Genomic DNA, 24,149 nt, shown 5'->3' with positions numbered 1-24,149 from the left:
TCCTTGTTGAGGTCGAGTGTCTTTTTCTTGGTTTTGAGGCCAGTGGCCCCGCTGCATTCAGTACCGTCCGACCAACAGGCCACCATCTACAGCAATCACTTGTCCGGTGAGGTAACGCGCCCCGTTTGAGGCAAGAAAAACAACGACATCCGCGATGTCGTCAGGTTCGCCGATGCGGCCCATCGGGATGTTCTCACCCGCCGTCTCCGCGCCCGCAGGACCCAGCGAATGTTCTTCTGAGAGAAGTTGCGCGGTGCGGACATAGCCCGGGGCCACCCCGTTCACGCGCACGCCGTCACGGGCCAGTTCCACGGCCAGTCCGCGCACAAGCCCCACTACCCCGGCCTTGGCCGAGGAATAGTGGACATGTTCGTCCCAGCCATAGGCGACGCCCATGATCGAGGACAGGCAGATGACGCTGCCTGATCGGCGCGCCTTCATCCCGGCCAGCGCCGGCCGGATCACGCGGAACATGCCTTTCAGGTCGATGTCGAAGGTGTGATCCCATTTCTCATCGGTCAGCTTGTCCAGCGGCACCCGATGGGCGATACCAGCGTTGGCGACGATTGTGTCGATGGCCCCGTGGCGCGTCTGAATATCGGCAATGACAGCGTCTGCGCGGGGCGTGTCGCGCACGTCGAGATGTTGGAATTCGGCCTTGCCGCCCGCAGCCTCGATTTCGGATACGACGGCGCGGCCTTCGGCTTCAAGCACGTCCGAAACGATCACAGTGTCACCTTGCGCTGCAAAAGCCAGCGCGCAGGCGCGGCCAATGCCGATACCGCCGCCGGTGATGAACACGGTTTTGCTCATAACATCACATCTCCTGAATTGGGGCAGAGGGTCTGGCCGACATAGATGCGCGCCGCGTCCGAACACAGGAACGCAACGGTGTCCGCCACGTCATTGGGTTCACCGAAATAGCCCAACGGAAGTTCGGCTGCCTTGGCTGCCTGCCAGTCGGGGGACAGAGCGCGCACCAGCGGCGTGTTGATCGGACCGGGCGCCACTGCGTTCACACGCACGCCTTGTGTTGAAACTTCGCGTGACAGCGCTTTGGTCATACCGATGATGCCCGCCTTGGCGGCAGAATAATGCACCAGTTCGACGCCACCGATCTGACCCAATTGCGAGGCGATATTCACCACGCAGCCTTTTTGGGCCTCCAGCATGCCGGGCAGCACGGCTTTGGTGCACAGGAAGGTGCCACGCAGATGGACGGCGATCATCCGGTCGAAATCCTCAACACTCAGATCGGCAAACGTCGCCTGATGCACATGACCCGCATTGTTGATGAGATGGGTGGGCGTACCGAAGACCACGTGGCACTGCTCGATCATCTGCGCCACGTCTGCGGGGTCGGATACATCGCCTTGATGAGGTGCCGCAGATGGTCCGATCTGTGCCGCAGTCGCCTCAGCGGCCTGGGAATCGTAGTCATTGACCAGAACCTTGTAGCCCTCCGCCGCCAGTTTCTCGGCGGTGGCCCGCCCGATACCCGATCCGGCACCTGTGACAATCGCGATGCTCATGAGATCTCTTCCTGCATCGCGATCTTCTTGGCCCGACGCACGCTGAGGCCCATGAGGATGCCGTAAACCGCCAGCAACGAGAATGAGAACAGGGTGGTCATCACCCCAAAGGCAAAGATGTTAGGATGTATCTCGACCGAGAAGGTACCGTAGATGGCCAGTGGCAATGTCTGATCGCGGCCCGACGCAAACAGCGTGCGGGGGAACTCATCAAAACTGAGCGTGAAGGCAAAAAGCATCGCCGACAGCACGCCGGGAAAAATCAGCGGGAAGGTCACTTTGCGAAAGGTGCGCGCGGGCGGGACGCCCAACGACCACGCGGCCTCTTCCACCGATCCGTCAAAGCGGTTGAGAATCGCCAGCATCACCAGAAAGGCGAAGGGAAATGTATAGACCACATGAGCAACGAAAGCGGTGGTCCACCAGTGGCGTTCGATTCCCACAACGTTATTTGCCAGCAGCGATGTGCCCAGCCCGGTCAGCACGCCGGGCACCATCATACCCAGAACGATCAGGTAAAAGACGATGCCCGCCCCCTTGAACCGGCGGCGAAAGGCTTGTGCTGCCATTACGCCAAGCACCGTGGCCGTGACCATCGTCATGAAGGCCAGCGTCAACGAACGCAACAGCGCCTCACCCACGGGAAGGGGCGCAATCCGCGACGGCGGTGTCAGGCCGAACAGGTGGCGATACCAATAGGTCGACCATTCGATGATCGGGAATTGCGGTCCGCCCTCGGGGCCCTGTTGAAAGGACAGGATGCCCAACACGATGAAGGGGCCGTAAAGGAACAGGATGAACGCGGCGACATAGACGGCGAGGATGGGTTTGAGGACCTTGGATTCCATGCTCACAACTCGCTTTTCAGATCAACGATGCGCAGGAAACCGGCGACGACGATGCCCAGCAGGATGGTCAGGATCACACCCACGACCGAGGCCATCGCCCATTTCAGTGAGCCCACCTGTGTGACGATGATATTGCCCAGCAAGTTCACCTTGCGCCCGGACAGGGCGCCGGACGTGGCGAATTCACCCAGAACCATCACGCTGACAAAAATCGCGCCGACGACCACACCTGGCAGGCTGAGCGGGAAGATGATCTTCCAGAATATGCGCCCGAAGCCCGCGCCAAGATCGCGTGCGGCCTCGATGATGTTGCGGTCGATGCGGCCCAGCATGAAGGCAATGGGGCCGACCATGAACACGACGTAAATCTGCGTCATGCCGATGATGACCGAAAGCTCCGAGAACAGAAGAACCTCGATCGGGCTGTCGATCAGGCCCAGCTTTTGCAGGATAATGTTGATCGCGCCTTCTTTACCCAGCATCGGCCGCCACGCCAGCACGCGGATCAGGAACGAAGTCCAGAACGGGATGACGCACAGCACCAGCAACACCGTCGAGACCGTCTTGCTTTTGACCAGCAATCCGACAAACAGCGCTGCCGGGTATCCGATGATGAAGGTCAGAGCGAGAACAATCAGCCACAGCCGCAAGGTGGTCCAGAGCGCGCCGACATACGCCTCGGAGCTGAAGAAGTTCTTCCAGCTATCCAGCGTCAGGGTGGAGTTGATGGCGAATGTGGTCTGTGTCCAGAAGGAGACGTAGACAATCATCATGATTGGCGCGACCAGAAACAGGATCATCCAGAAGACACCCGGCGCCAGAAGCCAGCCGGTAAAGCCGTTGCGCTGCGTCGAAGGTGCTGTGCTCATGCCGCTGCTTCCTTGCCGAAGACGATGGCGTGTTTCGGGTCCCACGACAGCAGATAATCCTGCCCCACCTCGTATTCGTCCGGGTCGCCAAAGCTCAGGTGATGATCGACCTCGACCCGTTTGTGATCGGCGGTTTCAAAGAACGAAATCACGGATGATCCAAGATATTCACTTGCCAGATAGCGGGCTGGCAGGGCCGGACCGGGCAGGGCGTCGCCCTTTCTGAACGCTTTGGTTCGGTCATAGCGAATGGCGTAGACATCCGTGGCGTTATGGCAGGCATCTGTCACTGGCACGGTTCCGAAAGGACCACTAAAGGCACCGGCTTTCAGCGTTCCGTCAAACAGATTGAAACGGTTGAGGAACAAGGCAACGTCCGAGCTGGAGGGCGCGTCATGGATTTGCTCGGGTGTGCCGGATTGTATGATCCGCCCCCGGTCCAGCACCGCAATCGTATCGCCCATGGCCAGCGCCTCGGTTTCGCTGCCGGTCACATGCAGGAAGGTGACGTCAAGACGCTCGCGGATCTGGCGCAACTCGGTCTGCATACGACCGCGCAGATTGGCGTCCAGCGCCCCCAGCGGTTCATCCAGCAGCACCAGTTTAGGCTGCATGACCAGCGTTCTGGCCAGGGCGACACGCTGCTTCTGGCCCCCGGAAATCTGGTCCGGCACGCGATCCTCCAGACCTTCTAACCCGACCAGCCCCACCATCTCGGTGACGCGGGCGTCGGTGTCCGAGGCGGCAATGTCCTCGACCCCGTTGCGCAGACCAAAGGCGATGTTTTCGAACACCGTCAGATGCGGAAACAAGGCAAAGTTCTGGAACACAAAACCTATACCGCGCTTGTGCGCCGGAAGGTCGGTTATGTCGCGACCCAGAAAGTGAATACGGCCCGTGTCAGGTTTTTCAAATCCCGCCATCACGCGAAGCAATGTGGTTTTGCCCGCACCTGACGGTCCCAGCAGAGAAATATATTCATTCTGCGTTGCCTCGAACGAGATGTTGTCCAACGCGGTCAACGCCCCGAAGTGCCGCGAGACACCGTCCAGCCTGAAGATGGAATCCACCTGACCCATTCACTTCCCCACTTGGTACTCAGGCCACCGACAGCTTTCCGCCTTTTGCTTAACCCCAATCAGACGCGTGAGCGGGGTCAGAAATCGCAGCCTTGTAAAACGTACTTCGTATGAAAGTTGGCAATAAAGAACAGGTCAATGTTCATTTTTTAAATATTTTTTCATCAAAATAACAGAAAAAATCCAGAAAATACCGATATCACCAATTCGTAAAATGAATATTGGGCACTCAAGCCATTTATAAAGGTGAAAGGTATCGCGGAATCGCTTCGGTTTCTGGGACCAATGCAACAATCTTCAAACGTGCCACATTCTTGTCCGCCAACAGGCGCAAATGCTCTCTCAGATACTCCGCCGCCGCATTGATCTGGCGCGAGCCGATCAGATCAAACAGAATACGGTACTGATCGACAGCGACGTGATCCGCCGGCAGCCCCAGACGGTTCAGGGCCGCGTTGACCGATGACAGCAAAAGCCGGTTGTTTCGGATCATGTCGACCAATGCGGTGTTTGGCGCGCGTTCAAGACAGAGCTTCTGGAACGCGGCCTCGTAAGCATAGGATTCACGCGTCAGACCCTGGCGAATTTGATCGCGCACCTTGTTGATCTCGGTTGTGTCGATAAAATCCGCGGCAAGGGTCAGCGCGGCGGGTTCGACAATGGCCCGCAACTGGTATTTCTCGCGCAGCACACGCGCGGTCAGCGGACCTGCCAGCCAATGCGAGGATGCGCCTTTGCGAATGATACCGCGCTCGTTCAAGCGGCTAAGCACATCGCGCGCGACCGTACGGCTGACACCCAGAAAATCCGCCAGCTCAGTTTCGATCAGCCGGAACTCGCCAAAAACCTGACAGGCAGCTACGTCGGCTTCGACCTGATCATAGACACGCATCCATGTGCCGCGCACCGCGAGGGCTGATCTCGACCGATCGGGGATATCCAGCTGAAACTCGTCAATCGGTCGGCGGATCGGGTCAAGATCGCCTTGCCCCACCAGATAGCCGCGGCCGCGAAACCGGTGGATCAAGCCCTCTTCGTGCAGCTTTCGCAATGCCACCTGAACCGGCGCTCGGCTGGTCAGCATGACCTTTGCAATCGGGCCTTCAATCAATACAAGTCCACGCGGCAGGCGGCCGGACTGGATATTGCGTCTGAGTATCTCGCTGATGACCTCATACAGAGGTTCCTGCCCGCGCAGTCCCGATACCCGGCTCATGGCTTGCCCTCCCGGATGGCCGAGATAAAGCGCTTCCAGGCGCGGGCAGCATAGTTGTATTCGTCCATCACGGTGTTCCAAAGCGCGATGCGACTTACCCGTTCATGATACGCGCCTCCGGGACGGCGATGACCTTTGCGGACAACGGTTTGGCCATTGGTGCCGACAAGATCGGATCGGGCGGTCTGGCCGTCATACCAGTAATCCCATTCATCTTCGCAAAGGTATTGCCGGGTGTTTTCGGGGACCGTCATGTAATATCCCTGCCGCGCCATGACTGCGCCCGCCTTGCCGGTCAGCCACCAGTTCAGATACTCGTAGGCCATGCCCAGCTTGGTTCCGGTCAGATGTCGGGCCAGCGACGCGCCGCCATGCCATGCACGATACCCTTCGCGCGGCACGCTTTCGACAAAATGCGCCTCCATCGGCCCAAGGTTTCCATAGGATGGCGACCACATGCTTTGCGCGGCCACTTTTTGGGCATGTAACAGAGCCTCGGCATCCTGAGCCGATTTCCAGCTATCGCAAAAGAACCCCTGCTGGCGCAGCGTTTCCAGCAGTGCCATCAGGCTGTCAATTTCATCAATCGTCATATTGCCGATATCGGCAAAACTGAGATCACCGCTGGCTTCGGCTGCCAGAGCCACGTCGAACAGGCCGATCGCAGGCTCATCCACAATTGCGATCCGTCCCTTGGCGCGCTTGTCCAGAAGCCAGGCCCAACTTGACCCTTCAGAGCCTTCTTCGCCAAAGACCCGTCGGTCATAGCCGAACGAGTCAACATTGTGCGCTGTCGGTAGCATCGAGATAAACTGCATCGGTTGCTGCCCGATCACACCGTCGGGCTGGACATAAAGCTTACGCACCGGCGCGTCACCGTATCCCCGCCGCATGTATTTACTAACGCCGCCCAGTTTGGACAGATCGCCGATATTGTCCCATTCCGCGATGCGTTGGGTATCAATCGGCTGTAGGGCGCCCCAGTACCAGACAATATCGAGGTTGTGAAAACACTGCTCGTAGATATCGTAATGTTCCGGGTGTGTGGCGGCCCGGCGTTGGCAGGTCAGGAAGTCCAGCGATTCATATTCGATATCGAACTGCAAATCCGACATGGCCATTTGGCGCACGGGTTCCAATAGGGTGACGTCTGTTCCAATGACCCTTAATGTACGGCGCTTGACCCGAGGTGGTGCGGCAAGTTTGTGCTCGACGGACAGGTCGATGGGCATTGGTGATCCAGTTTGTAGCTCGTCGCGAACACGCGTTGCCGCCAAATCTAACGTCGGGGGTTTCGACCGTAAATGATGAGTTTTGCCCGAAGGGTGTATTCGCGACGCGCTGCGCCTACATAGTGCCTGCTGGATAAAAGAGGTGCGCCCCGTGACACTGCAGAACTGGACCGACGCCATTCTGGATCGCCTGGATGAGGTTGGAACGCGTCTTGAGATCAGCGATGGAACCGAACTGTTTGCGCCAGGCGCATATGGCGAGATGTTTTTGATTGTTCTATCCGGGGTTGTTCGGGTTGAACAAACCAGCCCATCCGGGCGGACGGTGGTCCTGTACCGTGTTGGACCGAACGACAGCTGCGTGATGACCACGTCCTGTATGCTGTCAGATATACCGTATTCGGGTTTCGGATATGCAGAAGGTCCAGTCGTGGCGCTGGCAATCGGAAAAGAACGTTTCAATGCGTTGCTGGCATCGGATGCCGAGTTTCGCGGATCGGTCTTTGCAGCCTTCTCGCAACGAATTGTCGAACTGTCCGAGGTTATTGATGATCTGTTGCTGAATCGCATGGACCGGAAGTTGGCGCAATGGTTGGTAGAGCAAAGCCGTCAGGGATCCGTGCTCCGCACAACGCATCAGCGTATTGCAACCGAACTGGGCAGCGCGCGCGAGGTGATGTCGCGCATCCTCAAGGAATTTGAGCATCGCGGATGGGTGGTGTTGGAACGCGGTACGATCCACGTCGAAAATCTTCCGGCCCTGACCGGCCATGCGCGATCCGATTCTGTGTGACCGCGTCACATAAAGGATGAGCGGAATATGAGAATCTCAGGCCGAACAACAAAGGAGATTCGACTATGAAATTCGCCGTCAATGTAGGGTCCGCCGACCGTGTACTTCGCCTTATTCTGGGCCTTGCGCTTATTGCGGCCACAGTGGTCGGGGTCATCGGCGTGTGGGGATGGGTTGGTGTTGTGCTGGTCCTGACCTCTTCTATCAAATTCTGCCCGATTTACGCGATGTTGGGCCTGTGCACCGCAAAAAGGGCCGAGCAATGAGCCCCAAAACCCAAACAACCCGCCGGGCAATTCTGAAATTGGGGGCAGCCAGTGTGCTGGTTGCGCCCGCGTCTATCGCCTCGGCTGCTGGTGGTTCCGTGACATCAAAGCTGGACCCGGCAACGCTTGAAGATCGCCAGCGCACACCACTTGGCCTGTACCTGACGCCGCACGAGGCTCATGCGGCCCTTCAGCAAGATCCGGGTATCCTGTTTGTGGATGTCCGCGACCCCATCGAGATTTCATTTGTCGGCCACCCTGAAGGTTTGGACAAAATCATTCCGCTGGCTGTGGTGACCCATGAGGTCGATCCCAACAGCGGGCAGTATCGCATGACCGGCAACCCGAACGTGGTGGCAGAATTCGATGCTTTGCTGCAATTGAAAGGTAAATCCAAGGACGATCCGGTGTTTGTGACCTGCCGGTCCGGCGCGCGTTCGGCTGTGGCCGCGCGGCAGCTTATTGCGGTTGGGTATACAAATGTCTGGAACCTGGTCGAAGGCTTTGAAGGGGACAAGGACGCAAACGGGGTCCGGGCCGTAAATGGGTGGCGCAATGCGGGTTTGCCCTGGGGCTATCGCCTGAAGCCCGGCGTGGCGTGGTCGCGTCCTGCGTAGACACGCGCGTTGCGTTTGCCATAAGCCCAGTGAAGTCTTGCCGTCGTAAACAGAAAGGACCGGCGCTGGCCGGTCCAGATTTTGTGCCAAGGGAATGTGCGTATGGCCTGGATCGACAGTGCTCTGGCCTCGGCTGTCTTCTTTTTCAGCCCCGTTCCTTGCGTACGATCCGCAGAATACTGTCAACGTTGAAATCGAGCCGTTCGTTCAGGGCATTTTCGTCCATCATGTCCCGTTGAAACAGAAATGAGCCGGTGAAGCGGTTGGTCAGGTAATAATAGCCGATCGCGGCGATGGTGATGTTCAACTGAGTGGCGTCAATTCCCTCGCGAAAATCGCCAGTTTGCTGCCCGCGTTTGAGAATATTGTCCACCAGGTCAACCAGGCCCCGCATCGTTACCGGCAGGCTGGGAAGGGATTTGATATGTCGCGCCCGGTGCAGGTTTTCGCTGTTGACCAAGGTGATGAATTCGGGGTTTCTGAGATAGTATTTCCAGGTGAACCGGACCAGTGCCTCAAGCGCGTCCGGTGGTGAAAGGCGGTCGAGGTCCAGCTTTTGTTCGGCCTTGCGGATGTCCAGATAGGCTTCTTCCAAAACCGTGCGGAACAAGTCCTCCTTGCTGCCAAAATAGTGATACAGCATGCGCTTGTTCGCGTTTGCCCGTTCGGCAATTTCATCGACGCGGGCGCCGCCGAGACCGTGTTTGGCAAATTCCTTCTTGGCCGCGTTCAGAATCCGGGCCTTGGTTGCCTGCGCGTCCCGCTTTTTGCTTTTCTTCGCTGGTTCGGCCACGGCCATGTCCCTTGGGCTATCGTTCATTCGTACGTTCAGTTGGGGGTCATACCCAATAACTCAGGCCAACTGAACCGCTATTTCCATCCGGAATTCAGGTTGTCGTCAGGGGTGCCGGAAACCCGACACACTTATTCTTAACGCTTGACACACGCTTTCGTAAAGAAGTAACTAGTTAGTGCATAAGCTTCGCAAGGTCACGGCCAGGCGAGACTTGCATCAAGGGAGAAGGGCGCGGGAGTGCCTTTGGCTCCGGGTGCAGATCGAAAAGGGAGGAAGATATGTCATTCATCAAGAAATACATCGAACAAGAGACACTCACGCGTCGGAACTTCCTGCTGGCATCCGCCTACGGGGTGGGTGGTGCTGCAGTCTCAAGCATGTTCGGCAGTATGGCGCGCGCAGCCATCACTGACCCGACAGTTGCGTGGTCATACCGCAACCGCACCAACCCGTATTGGAACGAGATCGTTTCAGGCGGTGAGGCCTTTGTCGAAAGCCTGGGCAAGCCCAAGGATTTCCTGACGCACCTGATCAACGAAGGCTCGTCCGAAAAATCGCTGGCCGACGTCAAGGCGCTGCTGTCGAAAACCAATGGCGAACTGGCGCTGGCCATCGACACCAATGACGCGCCGAACGCGCGCCCGGTGGTGGAAAGCTGTGTTGAGGCCGGGGCCTATGTCTCGACCCTGTGGAACAAGACCGACGATTTGCACCCGTGGGATTTCGGTGACAACTATGTCAGCCACATGAGCTGGTCCGACGAAGGCCCGGCCGAGCAGACTGCACGCATCCTGCTTGATGCCATGGGCGGCTCCGGCGGCGTTGTTCATCTTGGCGGTATCGCGTCGAACAACCCGGCGATTGAGCGTCTGGCCGGTCTGAAAACCGCGCTGAACGACTATCCGAATGCCGAACTGCTGGCGGCGGAACCTGCGGACTGGGATACGCAGAAAGCCAACCAGGTCATGAGCGCCTTCCTGACCCGCTATGGCGATGACATCAAAGGCGTTCACTGCGCCAACGACACCATCGCCTACGGTGTACTTGAGGCTCTGCGCGCCGAAGGTATCGAGGATATGCCCATCGTCTCTTATGACGGCAACCCACAGGCGGTTCAGCTGGTGGGCGAAGGTAAAATCCTGGCGACCGTGTTCACCAACCCGCATTGGGGTGGCGGCATCACGGCGGCGCTGGCCTACTACGCGGCCACCGGTCACTTTAAGCCGTCGGATGAACCCAACGAGCATCGCGAATTCTATGGCCCGACCATCATGGTCAAGCCCGAAGATGCTCAGGCGTTCAAGGCCGAATATCTGGACAGCGTTCCGTCCTATGACTGGAAAGATTTCTGGTCCACGTCGAACGGTCAGATTCAATACAAGTAAACCAGACGCGGACCGGCCAAAGCGTCGGTCCGCGCATCCGGGCCTGATCCCATGACAGCAGGCTCAGCCAATTCACTCAGTTGGAGGACGCACATGAGCAATGTGCTGACACGGGATGTTCTGATCAAATGGGCACCCCTGATCGTCCTTTTGGTTCTGGTGCTGTTCTTCACAGTGATGGAACCGCGCTTTTTCTCGCTGCGGAATTTCGCACGGATCGGAATTTCGTCCGCGCCCGCGCTTATGGTGGCGATCGGTGTGACGTTCATCATCATCATGGGTTCAATTGACTTGTCGATGGAGGGCACGGTTTCGGTGTGTGCCGTCGTGTTCGCCTTTGCGTTTATTGCCTTGGGCGGCACGCTGGCGTCCTGGGCGTGGCTGGCCATTCCGCTGGCGTTGTTGGTAGGGGCAGCCATCGGGCTGGTGAACGGGCTGGTTCACGTGCTGTTGAAAATCCCGTCCTTCATGGCCTCGCTTGCGATGGGATTTGTCGGTACCGGTTTTGCCCTTCTCCTGACCGGAGGCGACCGCGTGCGCGTCGAAGATGAGCTGTTTCGCTCGCTTCTGACCGAGCGCTGGTTCGGCTTTCCGATCATGTGTTACGTCGCGCTGGTCTTCCTGCTGATCGCATGGTTCATCCAGTCCCGCACCACGCTGGGCCGCAACTTCTACGCCGTGGGCGGGGGCGAGGAACTGGCCCATGCCTCGGGTCTGAACGTCAACCGCGTGCGGATCATGGGCTTTGCGCTGGCCGGCGTCTTCTATGCGGTCGGTGCGCTGCTGGCCGTGGGCCGGATCGGTATTGCCGAGACAGCTACGGGGTCGAATTTCATGTTCGTATCGATCACCTCGGTCGTCGTTGGTGGCACCGCGCTGTGGGGCGGGATCGGCGGAGTGTGGAACACTCTGATCGGAGTGCTGATCGTGAATGTCATCAACAACGGCATGGTTGTGATCGGGTTGCCCGGTTATGTGCAAGACGGTGTTCTGGGCATATTGGTCATCGCCGCGGTGGTTCTGTCGACCGACCGCAAATCCGTAACCTTCGTGAAATAGGGGCGGGCAGATGTACGAACTGATCAATGTCGACAAGAAATTCCCCGGCGTCCACGCGCTGAAATCCGTGGACTTCAAGATCGGGCGCGGCGAGATCGTGGGCCTCGTTGGTGAAAACGGCGCGGGCAAGTCCACGCTGATGAAGGTCATCTACGGCGCCTATCAGCCCGACGGCGGCGACATCACCATCGATGGCACCAAGGTTCGCTTCCAGAATCCACGTCAGGCGATGGATCACGGCATCGGCATGGTGTTTCAGGAACAATCCCTGATCACCAACCTGACCGTGATGGAGAACATCTTTCTGGGGTTCGAGCAGCAATTCGTAAGTTACGGCGTTATCAACTGGAAAGCCATGGCCGAGGCCGCGCGTAAGCAACTGGCCAAAGTCAAGCTGGATATCGATCCGGCGACGACGACCTCGAAACTGTCCTTCGCGCAGCGGCAACTGGTAGAGCTTGCAAAGGTTCTGACGCTGGAAGAGCGGATCGACGGCGATCTGGTCATTCTACTGGACGAACCGACCTCGGTTCTGGCCAAGGAAGAGGTAGAGTTGCTGTTCTCGCTGGTACGCGAACTGACCAAGAGGGCGTCCTTTATCTTCGTCAGTCACCGCATGGACGAGGTTCTGGACCTGTCTGACCGTATCTATGTGATGAAGGATGGCGAGGTGGTGGACGTCGTGGCCCATGACGACGCGAATGTCGATGCGATCCAGCACAAGATGGTCGGGCGCGATGTCGACAAGGAATACTATCGCGAGCAGAAGCAGAAACCCTATCAGGCCGATGCGCCGCCGCTGGTGTCCTTCGAAAATGTCTCGATCACCGGCCGGTATTCGGACATCTCCTTCGATCTGCGCCCGGGTGAGGTGCTGTGTCTGGTCGGCACCGAAGGCTCGGGGCGCGAGGCGATCCTGCGGACGATCTTTGGTCTTGAAACCCCGTCTTCGGGTGCGGTCAGCCTAAAAGGATCTGCTGTCAGCAAATTCAAAGCACAGGCAGGCGTCGCCAGCGGCGTTGGTTACATCCCTCGCGAACGCAAGGTCGAAGGGATCGTCGCAGGGATGAACGTGTATGAGAATATGACGCTCAGCCAAATGGGGAACTATGCCAATTCCGGCGTGCTGCGGATTGGCGAGGAAAAATCGCTGGCCCGCCAATGGATCGACCGTTTGGCGATCAAGACACCGGATGTCTACAAGGATTGTGGCGGGCTGTCCGGTGGCAACCAGCAAAAGGTGGTTTTGGCCAAATGGCGCTCGGCTGGGTCGGATATCATCCTGCTGGATCACCCGACGCGTGGTCTGGATATCGGTGCCAAGGAAGATGTCTATGACATGGTGCGCGAGATGTCGGATGACGGCGTCGGTATCATTCTGGTGGCCGACACGCTGGAAGAGGCCATCGGCCTCAGCCATACGATTATCGTTCTGAAAGACGGTGTCGCCCAAAAACGTTTCGATTGCAGCCCGGGGGACAAGCCGTCGCTTTACGACCTTGTCCACCACATGATCTGAGGCCGGACTCATGAGTTTTGAACGTATCAAACCCCATCTACCCTGGATCACTCTGCTGGTTCTGGTGCTGGTCGTCGGCGCTGCGGATTCCAACTTTCTGCGCCCGGCCAACCTGATCTCGATGGCCGCAGATATCGTGCCGCTGTTCATCATGGCACTTGGCATGACCTTCGCGATCTATATCGGCGGGATCGACCTGTCGGCGCAGTCGGTCGCCAATATGACCACGGTGGTCGCCACGATAGCCCTGCCGACATTCGGGATCGGCGCGGCGCTGTTGTGTATTCTGTCCGGCGTGGTTCTGGGCAGTATCTCGGGCTATGTCACGACGCGGCTTTATGTGCCGTCCTTCATATCGACCCTCGCGGTGGGCGGCATCGCCTTTTCGGCGGCGCAGTACATGTCGGGCCAACGGGCACTGTTCATGGATGCCACGCTGCGGGATTCCACCTTTGGTTGGATGACCGGCTCGGTTGCGGGGTTGCCGAGCGAACTCTTCATTGCGGCTGTTTTGGTTCTGGGCGCGTGGTTCCTGCAATCGCGCACTACCTTTGGCCGTGCGCTCAAGGCCGTGGGGGCGGGTGAACCCGCCGCTGTGGCCTCGGGTCTGAACGTCAACCGGATCAAGATCATGGCCTTTGCCTTGTCCGGTGGACTGGCGGCGATTGCGGGCTTGCTGTTCTCGGTCAAGTTGTCCGGAGGTTCTCCCACTCTGGCAAACGGGTTCCTGCTGCCTGCGATCGTTGCGGTTCTGGTTGGAGGTACGCCGCTGACCGGCGGCGTTGGCGGGGTCATCAACACGCTGATCGGCACGCTTATTGTGGCCGTGATCCGATCCTCGATGCTGTATTTTGAGGTGGACGCGACCCAGCAGCAGATGGTGTTCGGCCTCATCCTGATCGTCGCGATTGCCCTGACCATCGACCGAACCAAGCTGAGGGTAGTCAAATGACACAAACAATGCGCGCCGCCGTTCTGGTCGAACCCGGCAGGTTCGAGGTGCAAGATGTGCCGCGCCCTGTGCCTCGGCGAGACGAGGTGCTGGTGCGCATTTCACGTGTCGGTATCTGCGGTACGGATATTCATATTTTCAACGGCCACTATGCGGCGGAAAATCTGCCGATGATCCCCGGCCATGAGTTCACTGGCACAATCGCCGAACTGGGCGAGGGTGTCTCTGGCCTGACCCTTGGTGCGCCGGTCGTCGTCGATATGAACATCGGTTGCGGCACCTGTTATTGGTGTCGCCGTAACGAGATCCTGAACTGCCCCGAGATGCAGCAGATGGGCATCACGATGGATGGGGCTTTTGCCGAATACATTTCGGTTCCCGCCCGGTTGGTGATACCCGCCGCACAGGACATACCGCCTGAAACTCTGGCGCTGACCGAGCCGCTTGCCTGCGTGGTGCGTTGCGCGCGTAAGGCCGGTATCACCTTTGGACAATCGGTGGTGGTGCTGGGCGCTGGTCCCATCGGCAACCTGCATGTGCAGTTGCTGCGCACCATTGGGGCAGCGCCGATCATCGTCGCTGATCTGTCGCAAGATCGGGTGGACATGGCATTGGATTCCGGGGCCGATATCGGTGTTACTGACCCTGCCCAACTGGAAGACGTGGTTCTGCAGCACACGGAGGGGCGCGGTGCAGATGTGGTGATCGAAAGCGTCGGTCTGCCCGCGCTCTACCAGCAAGCCACCCGACTGATCCGCAAAGGCGGCCATATCGCGGCATTTGGTCTGACCGGTGTGGGCGAAACTCTGCCCGTCGATATTCTGCAGACCATCCTGCAGGAAAACTCGATCAAGGGGTCTGTGGCCGGGATGGGGCAGGACATGCACGATGCGCTGACACTCCTGACCCACGGTCGCATCAAGACCGACCGCTTTACCGGCGCGACCTACCCGCTGGACCGCATTCAAGACGCCTTTGACACTTTTTCCGACAGACCCGGAGACCTGAAGACACAGATCGTTTTGGCCCATTAACCAAACACGGAGGACACCCCGATGACCGTTGAAGCCTATACATCCAAGCCCGAAGGTATGATCCCCAACAGCCGTTTTCCGCTGTTGATTCACCGCAATGCCATTCCCGGCGGTGGGATCGATGCGGTCAAGGCCCGGTTTCGCGAGAACGGTTGGGGCAACAATTGGGAATATCCGGGTGTCTATGAGTATCCGCATTTCCATTCGACCTCGCACGAATGTTTGGGATGTGCCACAGGCTGGATGGAGTTCAACCTGTCTGTGGAAGGCTGGACCAAGGTCCGGATATCTGCCGGCGACGTGATCGTCATGCCCGCTGGTATCAGCCACGAGATGGTGGGCCATTCCGACGATATCATGATGGTTGGCGGTTACGCAGGCGGGCGCGATTGGGACAATATTCAGGAAGCCCACTTGACGCCCGAGATGTTTCAGGCTGCGGTCAAGCGTATCATGATGCTACCGATCCCTGACAAAGACCCCGCCACCGGTGAGATACTGCACCAGTGGCACGATGCGCCGTCGTCCGTTGACGGTGGCTGGAACGATTTCCGCGACGGGCTGGACGCATCGTCCTGACCGCGCCCCAATTCTGGAGCCCTTCTGATGGATCAACAAAGTCAAATTCTGACCCCGCCCTCTGAACCGCGCGAATTCGGGTTTTTTATGGATGGTAAATCCGTGGCCGCGGCAGACCGCGATGTGTTTGAACGCGCCTCTCCTGGGCATGGAGTCCCGGTGACGCGCATTCCGCGTTGTACTGAGGATGATCTGAACGCGGTGGTCGCTTCGGCCCGCACCGCGTTTGATGATCGGCGCTGGTGCGGATTGTCCGGCGCTGACAGGGCGGCGGTGTTGCTGAAAGCGGCGACGCTGATCCGGGAGCGGACGGATGAGATTGCCTATTGGGAAACGCTGGAGAACGGCAAGCCAATCAGCCAGGCGCGGGCCGAGGTGTCGGGCTGCGTTGGCATGTTCGAATTCGCCGCAGGTCTGGCCCGAGCGCTGCATGGCGACAGTTTCAACAACAGCGGTGACGGCGCGATGGGGATCGTCACGCGCGAACCTGTGGGTGTAGTCGGCCTCATCACGCCTTGGAACTTCCCGTTCCTCATCCTGTGCGAACGCGTTCCTTATATCCTCGCATCGGGCTGCACGATCGTTTCCAAACCGTCCGAGGTGACCAGCGCGACCACTCTGATGTTGGCCGAAATATTGTCGGAAGCCGGATTGCCCGACGGCGTGTTCAATGTGGTCACCGGTTCGGGCAGCGTCATCGGTCAAAAGCTGGCCGAGCATATGGACGTGGACATGCTGTCCTTCACGGGATCTACGGCGGTGGGTCGGTCGGTCGTGGCGGCTTCGGGCCAGAGCAACTTCAAGAAGCTGGGATTGGAGCTGGGCGGCAAGAACCCGCAGATCGTGTTTGCGGATGCCGATCTTGAGGATGCGGCGGACGGCGTCGCCTTTGGGATTGCCTTCAATACCGGACAGTGTTGTGTGTCGGGTGCGCGGTTGCTGGTTGAACGCTCGGTTGCGGACCAGTTTGCCGCAATGGTGACCGACAAGCTGCGCAAGGTTCGCGTCGGTGATCCACTGGATGAGCGCACTCAGGCCGGGGCCATTACGACGGACGCGCAGAACCGCACGATCCTGTCCTATATCGCCAAAGGTCAGGAAGAGGGCGCGACCTTGTTGACCGGGGGAACCACACCTCAGATCTCGGGTGGGCAGTATATTGATCCGGTCGTGTTCACCGATGTGACCAACGACATGGTGATCGCGAAAGAAGAGATTTTCGGCCCTGTTCTCTGCGTCATCCCTTTCGATACGATTGACGACGCGATCGCGATCGCCAACGATACCGAATATGGTCTGGCCGCCAGCGTCTGGACCAAGAATATAGACAAGGCCCTGACCATTTCGCGCCGCGTTCAGGCGGGCCGGTTCTGGGTCAACACCACGCTGGCCGGTGGGCCCGAGCTGCCCATTGGGGGCTTCAAAGCCTCGGGCTGGGGGCGGGAAGCCGGGATGCATGGGGTCGAAGAATATACGCAGGTCAAATCGATCCATGTCGAGATCGGTAAGCGTGCACATTGGGTGGAGTGATGGTAAAAGGCGGGTACGATTATGTGATTGTCGGCGGTGGTGCCGCCGGGTGTGTTCTTGCGCGTCGTCTGAGCGAGGACAGCAATGTGCAGGTCCTGTTGCTGGAGGCGGGTGGCAAGGACAGCCATCCGTTGATCCACATGCCGGTGGGCTTTGCCAAGATGACCGACGGGCCTCACACATGGGGCTTTACAACGGTTCCGCAAGTCAACGCCAACAACCGCGAGATACCTTATGCTCAGGGTCGGGTGATCGGCGGCGGTAGCTCGATCAACGCCGAGGTCTTCACCCGTGGCAACCCCGTGGACTATGACCGTTGGGCCAATGAAGAAGGATGTGAAGGCTGGGCGTTCAAGGATATCCAGAATTATTTCATCCGGTCAGAACGCAACGCCATTCTATCCGGCGACTGGCACGGAACCGAGGGCCCTCTGGGGGTCTCGAATCTGGACGCGCCGCAAGAGATGACCCGCGCCTTCGTGCGATCCTGCCAGGAGGCCGGGATTCCCTATAATCCTGACTTCAATGGCGCAGTTCAGGAAGGTGCGGGTGTTTATCAGACGACAACCTGGAACGCCAGGCGGTGTTCGGCGGCGGTGGGTTACCTGAAACCTGCTTTGTCACGGGCTAACCTGACGGTCGAAACCGGATGTCAGGTTCATCGGGTCGTGATTGAAAACGGGCGCGCGACCGGTGTCGAATATGACAAGGGCGGCGAGGTTCAGACCGTCACCGCAGATCAGGAGGTTCTCGTCACCTCGGGAGCAATCGGAACGCCCAAGCTGATGATGCTGTCGGGTGTTGGCCCGGCGGCGCATCTGCAAGAGCATGGGATCGATGTGAAACATGATTTGCCGGGCGTGGGCGAGAACCTCAACGACCATTTCGGTATTGATATCGTGGCAGAGTTGACGGGCCATCAAAGTCTGGACAAATACAACAAACCCCATTGGGCCGCATGGGCAGGTATTCAATACTACCTTTTCGGTTCGGGCCCGGTGGCATCGAACGTGGTCGAAGGCGGTGCGTTCTGGTATGGGGATACGTCCGCGCCAGTGCCTGACCTGCAGTTCCATTTCCTGGCCGGAGCAGGGGCTGAAGCAGGCGTTCCGAGCGTGCCCAAAGGCAGTTCCGGCATTACCTTGAACTCGTACACGGTGCGGCCAAAGGCACGTGGAACTGTGCGGCTGCGGTCAAATCGGGTGGAAGACATGCCGTTGGTTGATCCAAACTTCCTCGGGCATCCTGATGACTTGAAAACCTCGGTCGAGGGTGTGAAGCACAGCGTTGAGATCTTCCGGCAGAAAAGCTTGCAGAAGTACATTCGCCAAATTCGTTTCCCCGATGAAAATGTAAAGACACAGGCGGAGTACGAGGCTTATGCACGGCAATATGGCCGGACCTCGTATCACCCCACCTGTACCTGCAAGATGGGTGTGGACGATATGGCCGTGGTTGATCCGCAGATGCGGGTGCACGGGGTTGACGGGCTGCGGATTTGCGACAGCTCGGCCATGCCAAGCCTGATCGGATCAAACACCAATGCGCCAACGATCATGATGGCGGAAAAAGCCTCGGACATGATCCGGGGCAACCACTGAGGTTCGCGGTTTTTGAAGGTGTAGGGTTTCTCCCCAGACTGGCGGTGCCGCAGATGGGCACCGCCTTTTTTGTCAGTCCCAATCGGGCGCCCAAGGCACCAGATCAGCGCTGACGATGCGATATCCGGTTTGGGTCATGGCATCGATCCTGTCCATGTCAATACTGGACAGAGTAAAGTCCATCACGTCAAAATTCGCCTGAATATTCGTGCGCTTGGTGGACATGGTGTTGATCGAAACACCCTTTTGCAGAATCCACCGCAGCACGACCTGACCAGCAGTCTTGCCATAGCCTTGTCCGATTTCTTCGAAGATCGCGTGTTTGAAGACTTCTCCGCGCGCAACCGAACAATAGGACGATAGCGGAATGCCAGTTTCGGTTGCGGCAGTCAGAAGGATGTCCTGATTTAGCAGCGGATGGAATTCCACCTGATTTGTGACCAAAGGAACGTCTATGATTTGGGTCGCATCCCGCATCATCTGAGCGGTGTAGTTAGACACTCCGATATTGCGCGCCAGCCCTTTTGTGTGTGCCTGTTCCAGCAGTTTCAGGGATGGGCCGATATCGCCTCCGACGGGTGGCCAGTGCAACAACAGGACGTCAGCATAGTCCAGGTTCAGTTTCTTCAGGCTTTCTTCGACGGATGCGAGAAAAGCCTGATCAGTGAAGTTGTCGGGATGGACCTTGGTGGTGACGCAGATTTCGTCGCGCGGCAATCCAAGCTCGGCCAGCGCGGCGCCGGTTTCCGCTTCGTTTTCGTACATCTGTGCTGTGTCGAATGATCGATACCCGACTTCGGCAGCGATCATCATCGCGTCGCGCAATTCGTTTCCCGTCAACGGAAAAGTGCCGAAAGTGCGTTGATTTGTGCCCTGATAGTATATGTTCATCGGGTGTCTCCCATATAGATCTGAAAAGTAACTTAATGGTTACTTGAGGTCAGGTCAATTCATTCCATGTAACAGATTATGTATTGATTTCGGGCGATGGCTGGGTCATACATTATATAACCAAACGGTTACTTGATGAGGGCCTTATGACCAAGCAGATGACAGCGCGCGATGCCGCCAACCTGATACCGGATGGGGCAACTGTGGCGGTGAACTCCTCAAGCGGATTGTGCTGTCCGGACGCGGTTTTGCAAGGTTTGGGCGAGCGGTTCGATGCGGAAGGGGCGCCAAGGAATCTGACTACGATCCATCCGATTGCGGCGGGGGATATGTTCGGCACAAAAGGGGTCGATCACATCGCCAAACCGGGTTTGCTGACACGGATCATAGGCGGCTCGTACCCATCGGGGCCCAGCAAGGCGGAGCCGCCGCTGATCTGGCAAATGATCACCGCCGAGCAGGTGCGCGCCTATAATGTTCCCTCGGGCATCATCTTTGACATGCTGCGCGAAGCGGCAGCCAAACGTCCGGGCGTTCTGACAAAAGTTGGGATGGACACCTTTGTTGACCCCGATATCGAAGGTTGCGCCATGAACGAGGCAGCCCGCGCCGAACCCATTGTCAAACGGATGGCGTTTGAGGGCGAAGATTGGTTGTACTTTAAATCCATGGCCCCAAACGTCGCAATCATTCGGGCCACGACGGCCGATGAAAAGGGCAACCTGAGTTTCGAACATGAAGGGGCGTATCTGGGCGCGATGGAAATGGCTCTGGCCGCACGAAATAACGGCGGCGTGGTGATCGCGCAGGCAAAGCGTATCGCCGCTGCGGGCAGTATTCGCCCCCATGACGTGCATGTGCCGGGCATTCTGGTAGATGCGATTGTCGATGCGCCAGAGCAGTTGCAGACCACGGCCACAGAATATGACCCGGCCATCTCGGGTGAATTGACCCGCCCGATTGAAAGTTTCCGCACGGCGGAATTCAATGTCGGCAAAGTTATTGCCCGCCGGGTCGCTCAGGAACTCAAGGATGGCTGGGCCGTGAATATCGGATTTGGCATCTCGGCCAACGTGCCGCGTATTCTGGTCGAAGAAGGGCTTCATGGATCGGTTACATGGATGATCGAGCAGGGTGCCGTAGGCGGCGTGCCGTTGCTGGATTTCAAATTCGGCTGCTCTGCCAATGCCGAGGCTTTCGTGCCGTCACCCCATCAGTTCTGCTATTTCCAGGCGGGCGGTTTCGACGCGTCGCTGTTGTCTTTCCTCGAAGTTGACAAGCACGGATCGGTGAACGTGTCTCGATTGTCGGCTATCCCACATCGCACTGCCGGGGCAGGGGGATTTGTGGACATCACGGCTCGGGCGCGTAAAATCGTATTCTCTGGCAACTTCAACGCAGGCGCCAAGATGACTATCGAAAACGGGCAACTGAATATCCTGCAAGAGGGCAAAGTCGCCAAATTCGTGGATGAGGTTGATCAGATCTCGTTCTCGGGCAAAAGGGCGCGGCTTCAGGGTCAGGATGTGACCTATGTGACCGAGCGTTGCGTGATCAGGTTGAGCGATCAGGGCCTGATGGTTACGGAAATCGCGCCTGGTATTGCTCTGCAGCGGGATATTCTGGATCAGGCGGCAACGCCACTTTTGGTGGCAGATGATCTGAAGGTCATGGACGCCAATCTGTTTGACCCAGCCTTGATGGGTCTGGCGCTGCCTGCCGCATGATGGACCATTTCCTGCTTGATATTGAGGCCGGCATTGCCCGTCTTACGCTCAACCGCCCCGAGCGGCTGAATGCGCTGACCGAAGCAATGATGGACGATCTGCTGGCTTTGTGCCGTCGTATTGAGCGGGCCGAAGATGCGCATGTGGTCATCCTGACCGGTGCCGGGCGTGCATTTTGTGCAGGTGGTGACATTGATGCTTGGGCCGATCATTCAGCGGACGGGTTCGCACGCCATTGGCTGCGGGACGGGCATCAGGCGCTGGACGCGCTGGCGCGACTGCGACAACCGGTGATTGCCGTCTTGAACGGTCATGCGCTGGGGGGTGGGTTGGAACTTGCCGCCTGCGCCGATTTGCGTATCGCCGAGGCGCATATTCGCATCGGTCAACCTGAACCTGCTTTGGGTATCATTCCGGGCTGGTCCGGCACGCAGCGCACCGTACGCCGGTTTGGGGCGCAGATCGTTCGGCGTATGGCCGTATTTGGTGCACAGTTCGACGCGACAGAGGCTGCGGGTCTGGGGCTGGTGGATCAGGTTGTCCCGCAAAGTGAAGGTATGGCCGCCGCCTATGAGGTGGCCCAAAACCTGCGTCATCGCGGGCCCGTTGCCACCGAGTTGGTCAAGATGCTGATTAACGCTGCCGAAGGCGAAGAGCGTGAGCGCGTGTTTGAAGTTCTGGCTGGTCGCGCCGCAGCCATGCAGCCGGAATTGCAAACCGGATTGTCCGCCTTTAAAGCCCGCAAAAAGCCTGATTTCTGGAAATAAAATCGAAGGGAGGCTTTGATGATCCGCCACCTCGTCCATCTGCGATTCAGGGAAAACGTGCCGGAGGCCGACAAGCAGGCCCTCTATGCCGATCTGGCCTATTTGTCAGGCCATATCGAAGGTATTTTGGACTTTCAGCACCGCAAAAACGTCTCGGTTGAAACGCCGCTGGTGCGTGGGTTCACCGATATGTTCTGGTTCGACTTTCGCGACACACCTGTACGTGACACCTATCTTGAAGACCCGACTCATCAGGAAATCGGTGGCCGTATCGTCGCGCAGCTAGAAGGTGGCGCGGATGGCGTTTTCGTGTGCGATATCGAGCTTTGATGACGGCCTTCTGAATATGCCTCACCGCGTAAACCAAAAGCGGTGAGGCAAGGCAGCCAACAGGCTTGTTTATCTGAGTGAAAAAAACCGCGTAAGGGTCTGGTCTACCAGGAATTGTAAGACAGGTATTTGCCGGACATCTCGACCTTGACCCGGTCTCCTTTTTCGTGCGGTACGCGTGTGACCTGCATGTCGAAATCGATCGCAGACATGATCCCGGTTCCGAACTTTTCTTCTATCAGCGCTTTCAGTGTCGGGCCGTAGACGCCGACGATTTCGTAGAACCGATAGATGCAAGGGTCAGTCGGGACGCTTTGTTCCCAGACCTTGGTGGGGGGCTCTTCCAGCACGCCCGCCGCTTCTTGCGGCAGGCCCATCATGGACACAAGCGCTTGGGCCTTGTCTTTGGGAAAGGCGTTCATGCCCATGCAGGCGGAGTGGGTCCAGACCGGCGACATGTCAATCTTTTCCGCGATACCTTCCCATGTCAGCCCCGCCTGTTTCTTGGCGGACAGGATCATCAGCGTTACATCTTCTTTGGTCATCATTTGAGGCAGTTCAAGTGTATCTTTCATAGGGGGTTCCTCCTGCTTGGTCGTGGTGTCAAAGCGCCGGTCGGGTCAGTCATTGACCGCGCGTAATGGGGGGTTGATTTCAGCTTCGGCCGGGGCGGCTTCGGTCAGATCGATAACGACCGAGTCCGGTGTCTGCGCCGCACCATCACTGGCTTGTCCGGCCAGTTCTTTCGAGCGTTGACCCAGGAATTGCACCAGATGATTGCGGATCGCGTAGTAGTTCGGATGCTCGACGATTTCGGTTCGGTTGCGCGGTCTGGGGATCGTAATTTCAACGGACTCAGCGACCCGTGCAAACGGACCATTGGTCATCAGCAGGATGCGGTCGGCCAACAGGATTGCCTCGTCAATGTCATGGGTGATCATGAATACCGTCTGTTCGGTTTCGCTCCAGACTTTCAACAGTTCGTCCTGAATGGTGCCCCTTGTTAAAGCGTCCAATGCGCCAAAGGGTTCGTCCAGCAACAGCAGCTTGGGTTGGTTGGCAAAGGCCCGCGCGATCGAGACACGCTGTCGCATACCGCCGGACAACTGGCTGGGTTTGCGGTGAACCACGTCCCCCTCCAGCCCGACCTTGGCCAGAAAGGCCCGGGCATGCGCGTCTACCTTGGCGGCGGGCCAATCCGGATATCGGGCCTTGACCCCGAAGGTTACGTTTTTCAACGCCGACAGCCATGGCAGCAGCGAATAGTTCTGAAATACGACACCGCGATCCAACGACGGGCCAGAGACTTCGAACCCGTCCATCTTGACGACGCCCGAGGTCGGCTCGGCCAGTCCGGCAAGGATGTTCATGATCGTGGATTTGCCGCAGCCTGAATGCCCGAGAATGCAGACAAATTCGCCTTTCTCGATGCCGAAGCTGGCGTTTTCGAACACGGTCAGGGTGCCGCCCTGTCCATCCGGGAACTGCTGGGTCAGCAATTCGATACTCAGAAACGGTTTGCTCATG

General features: G+C 58.1%; 25 protein-coding genes. 14 read left to right on the top strand and 11 right to left on the bottom strand.

All coding sequences use genetic code 11. From position 1 onward, the window contains the following. Positions 1-57 precede the first annotated feature (57 nt). The 7 genes from ACR0K4_RS19525 to ACR0K4_RS19495 form a co-directional block, all read right to left on the bottom strand. Positions 58-813, bottom strand: coding sequence for an SDR family NAD(P)-dependent oxidoreductase (locus ACR0K4_RS19525; RefSeq protein ID WP_480520695.1), 756 nt, complete (start codon positions 811-813; stop codon positions 58-60). Next, the gene (locus ACR0K4_RS19520) at positions 810-1,532 is read right to left on the bottom strand and encodes an SDR family NAD(P)-dependent oxidoreductase (protein ID WP_480855372.1); all 723 of its coding nucleotides are present in this window, start codon (positions 1,530-1,532) and stop codon (positions 810-812) included. The genes ACR0K4_RS19525 and ACR0K4_RS19520 overlap by 4 nt, the downstream gene beginning before the upstream one ends. Beyond that, positions 1,529-2,380 carry an ABC transporter permease gene (locus tag ACR0K4_RS19515; RefSeq protein ID WP_480855371.1) on the bottom strand — a complete coding sequence of 284 codons (852 nt, stop codon included), beginning with the start codon at positions 2,378-2,380 and terminating at the stop codon, positions 1,529-1,531. Before ACR0K4_RS19515 ends, ACR0K4_RS19520 begins: the two co-directional genes overlap by 4 nt. Positions 2,381-2,382: 2 nt before the next feature. After that, a complete protein-coding gene (locus ACR0K4_RS19510) occupies positions 2,383-3,249 on the bottom strand; it encodes an ABC transporter permease (protein ID WP_480520689.1) in 867 nt (288 codons plus the stop codon). Then, positions 3,246-4,328 (bottom strand): ABC transporter ATP-binding protein, encoded by a 1,083-nt coding sequence (locus ACR0K4_RS19505; protein ID WP_480855370.1) that lies wholly within the window; start codon positions 4,326-4,328, stop codon positions 3,246-3,248. Before ACR0K4_RS19505 ends, ACR0K4_RS19510 begins: the two co-directional genes overlap by 4 nt. A gap of 238 nt (positions 4,329-4,566) precedes the next feature. Next, a complete protein-coding gene (locus tag ACR0K4_RS19500; protein ID WP_480855368.1) occupies positions 4,567-5,544 on the bottom strand; it encodes a GntR family transcriptional regulator in 978 nt (325 codons plus the stop codon). Beyond that, complete coding sequence (locus ACR0K4_RS19495) at positions 5,541-6,776, bottom strand: ABC transporter substrate-binding protein (RefSeq protein ID WP_480855367.1); 1,236 nt, start codon at positions 6,774-6,776, stop codon at positions 5,541-5,543. Before ACR0K4_RS19495 ends, ACR0K4_RS19500 begins: the two co-directional genes overlap by 4 nt. Before the next feature lie 151 nt (positions 6,777-6,927). On the opposite strand from ACR0K4_RS19495, the gene ACR0K4_RS19490 reads away from it, so the two are divergent. The 3 genes from ACR0K4_RS19490 (at position 6,928) to ACR0K4_RS19480 (ending at position 8,452) form a co-directional block, all read left to right on the top strand. Further along, positions 6,928-7,569, top strand: coding sequence for a Crp/Fnr family transcriptional regulator (locus ACR0K4_RS19490; protein WP_480855366.1), 642 nt, complete (start codon positions 6,928-6,930; stop codon positions 7,567-7,569). 65 nt (positions 7,570-7,634) lie between these two features. After that, complete coding sequence (locus ACR0K4_RS19485; protein ID WP_480855365.1) at positions 7,635-7,835, top strand: YgaP family membrane protein; 201 nt, start codon at positions 7,635-7,637, stop codon at positions 7,833-7,835. Then, positions 7,832-8,452, top strand: coding sequence for a rhodanese-like domain-containing protein (locus ACR0K4_RS19480; protein ID WP_480855363.1), 621 nt, complete (start codon positions 7,832-7,834; stop codon positions 8,450-8,452). The genes ACR0K4_RS19485 and ACR0K4_RS19480 overlap by 4 nt, the downstream gene beginning before the upstream one ends. 145 nt (positions 8,453-8,597) lie before the next feature. Here ACR0K4_RS19480 and ACR0K4_RS19475 read toward each other — a convergent pair whose 3' ends face one another. Beyond that, on the bottom strand, positions 8,598-9,272 hold the full coding sequence (locus ACR0K4_RS19475) for a TetR/AcrR family transcriptional regulator (protein ID WP_480855362.1): 675 nt from the start codon (positions 9,270-9,272) through the stop codon (positions 8,598-8,600). Between the two features lie 254 nt (positions 9,273-9,526). Between ACR0K4_RS19475 and ACR0K4_RS19470 the strand changes: the two genes are divergently transcribed. The 8 genes from ACR0K4_RS19470 (at position 9,527) to ACR0K4_RS19435 (ending at position 18,907) form a co-directional block, all read left to right on the top strand. Then, complete coding sequence (locus ACR0K4_RS19470) at positions 9,527-10,633, top strand: sugar ABC transporter substrate-binding protein (RefSeq protein ID WP_480520673.1); 1,107 nt, start codon at positions 9,527-9,529, stop codon at positions 10,631-10,633. A 93-nt stretch (positions 10,634-10,726) separates the two neighbouring features. Next, positions 10,727-11,692 (top strand): ABC transporter permease, encoded by a 966-nt coding sequence (locus ACR0K4_RS19465; protein WP_480855360.1) that lies wholly within the window; start codon positions 10,727-10,729, stop codon positions 11,690-11,692. A 10-nt stretch (positions 11,693-11,702) separates the two neighbouring features. Continuing rightward, positions 11,703-13,211, top strand: coding sequence for a sugar ABC transporter ATP-binding protein (locus ACR0K4_RS19460; RefSeq protein WP_480855359.1), 1,509 nt, complete (start codon positions 11,703-11,705; stop codon positions 13,209-13,211). Positions 13,212-13,221: 10 nt separating this feature from the next. Then, a complete protein-coding gene (locus ACR0K4_RS19455) occupies positions 13,222-14,163 on the top strand; it encodes an ABC transporter permease (RefSeq protein WP_480855358.1) in 942 nt (313 codons plus the stop codon). Then, a complete protein-coding gene (locus ACR0K4_RS19450) occupies positions 14,160-15,197 on the top strand; it encodes a zinc-dependent alcohol dehydrogenase (RefSeq protein WP_480855357.1) in 1,038 nt (345 codons plus the stop codon). Before ACR0K4_RS19455 ends, ACR0K4_RS19450 begins: the two co-directional genes overlap by 4 nt. Positions 15,198-15,218: 21 nt before the next feature. After that, positions 15,219-15,776 carry a hypothetical protein gene (locus ACR0K4_RS19445; RefSeq protein WP_480520663.1) on the top strand — a complete coding sequence of 186 codons (558 nt, stop codon included), beginning with the start codon at positions 15,219-15,221 and terminating at the stop codon, positions 15,774-15,776. A 27-nt stretch (positions 15,777-15,803) separates the two neighbouring features. Next, complete coding sequence (locus tag ACR0K4_RS19440; protein ID WP_480855356.1) at positions 15,804-17,306, top strand: aldehyde dehydrogenase family protein; 1,503 nt, start codon at positions 15,804-15,806, stop codon at positions 17,304-17,306. Then, the gene (locus ACR0K4_RS19435; protein WP_480855355.1) at positions 17,306-18,907 is read left to right on the top strand and encodes a GMC family oxidoreductase; all 1,602 of its coding nucleotides are present in this window, start codon (positions 17,306-17,308) and stop codon (positions 18,905-18,907) included. The genes ACR0K4_RS19440 and ACR0K4_RS19435 overlap by 1 nt, the downstream gene beginning before the upstream one ends. Before the next feature lie 72 nt (positions 18,908-18,979). Here ACR0K4_RS19435 and ACR0K4_RS19430 read toward each other — a convergent pair whose 3' ends face one another. Continuing rightward, positions 18,980-19,798, bottom strand: coding sequence for an aldo/keto reductase (locus tag ACR0K4_RS19430; protein WP_480520657.1), 819 nt, complete (start codon positions 19,796-19,798; stop codon positions 18,980-18,982). Between the two features lie 146 nt (positions 19,799-19,944). Here ACR0K4_RS19430 and ACR0K4_RS19425 point away from each other — a divergent pair, with 146 nt between their 5' ends. From ACR0K4_RS19425 to ACR0K4_RS19415, 3 genes are read left to right on the top strand one after another with little or no spacing between them, the layout of a single operon-like run. Then, positions 19,945-21,525, top strand: coding sequence for an acyl CoA:acetate/3-ketoacid CoA transferase (locus ACR0K4_RS19425; RefSeq protein WP_480855353.1), 1,581 nt, complete (start codon positions 19,945-19,947; stop codon positions 21,523-21,525). Beyond that, complete coding sequence (locus tag ACR0K4_RS19420) at positions 21,522-22,292, top strand: enoyl-CoA hydratase/isomerase family protein (protein ID WP_480855352.1); 771 nt, start codon at positions 21,522-21,524, stop codon at positions 22,290-22,292. Before ACR0K4_RS19425 ends, ACR0K4_RS19420 begins: the two co-directional genes overlap by 4 nt. An 18-nt stretch (positions 22,293-22,310) precedes the next feature. Next, complete coding sequence (locus ACR0K4_RS19415) at positions 22,311-22,622, top strand: Dabb family protein (RefSeq protein ID WP_480855350.1); 312 nt, start codon at positions 22,311-22,313, stop codon at positions 22,620-22,622. Positions 22,623-22,726: 104 nt separating this feature from the next. On the opposite strand, the gene cynS is transcribed toward ACR0K4_RS19415, so the two are convergent. Both cynS and ACR0K4_RS19405 read right to left on the bottom strand, forming a co-directional pair. After that, positions 22,727-23,197, bottom strand: a complete 471-nt coding sequence (gene cynS, locus ACR0K4_RS19410; protein WP_480520649.1) for a cyanase — start codon at positions 23,195-23,197, stop codon at positions 22,727-22,729. A gap of 45 nt (positions 23,198-23,242) precedes the next feature. Next, positions 23,243-24,148: an ABC transporter ATP-binding protein gene (locus ACR0K4_RS19405; RefSeq protein WP_480855348.1), complete on the bottom strand. Its 906-nt coding sequence runs from the start codon at positions 24,146-24,148 to the stop codon at positions 23,243-23,245. Position 24,149: the final 1 nt, after the last annotated feature.

The sequence above is a fragment of the Ruegeria sp. K11 genome (assembly GCF_056531905.1).
This window is presented reverse-complemented; position numbering and strand designations above follow the sequence as displayed.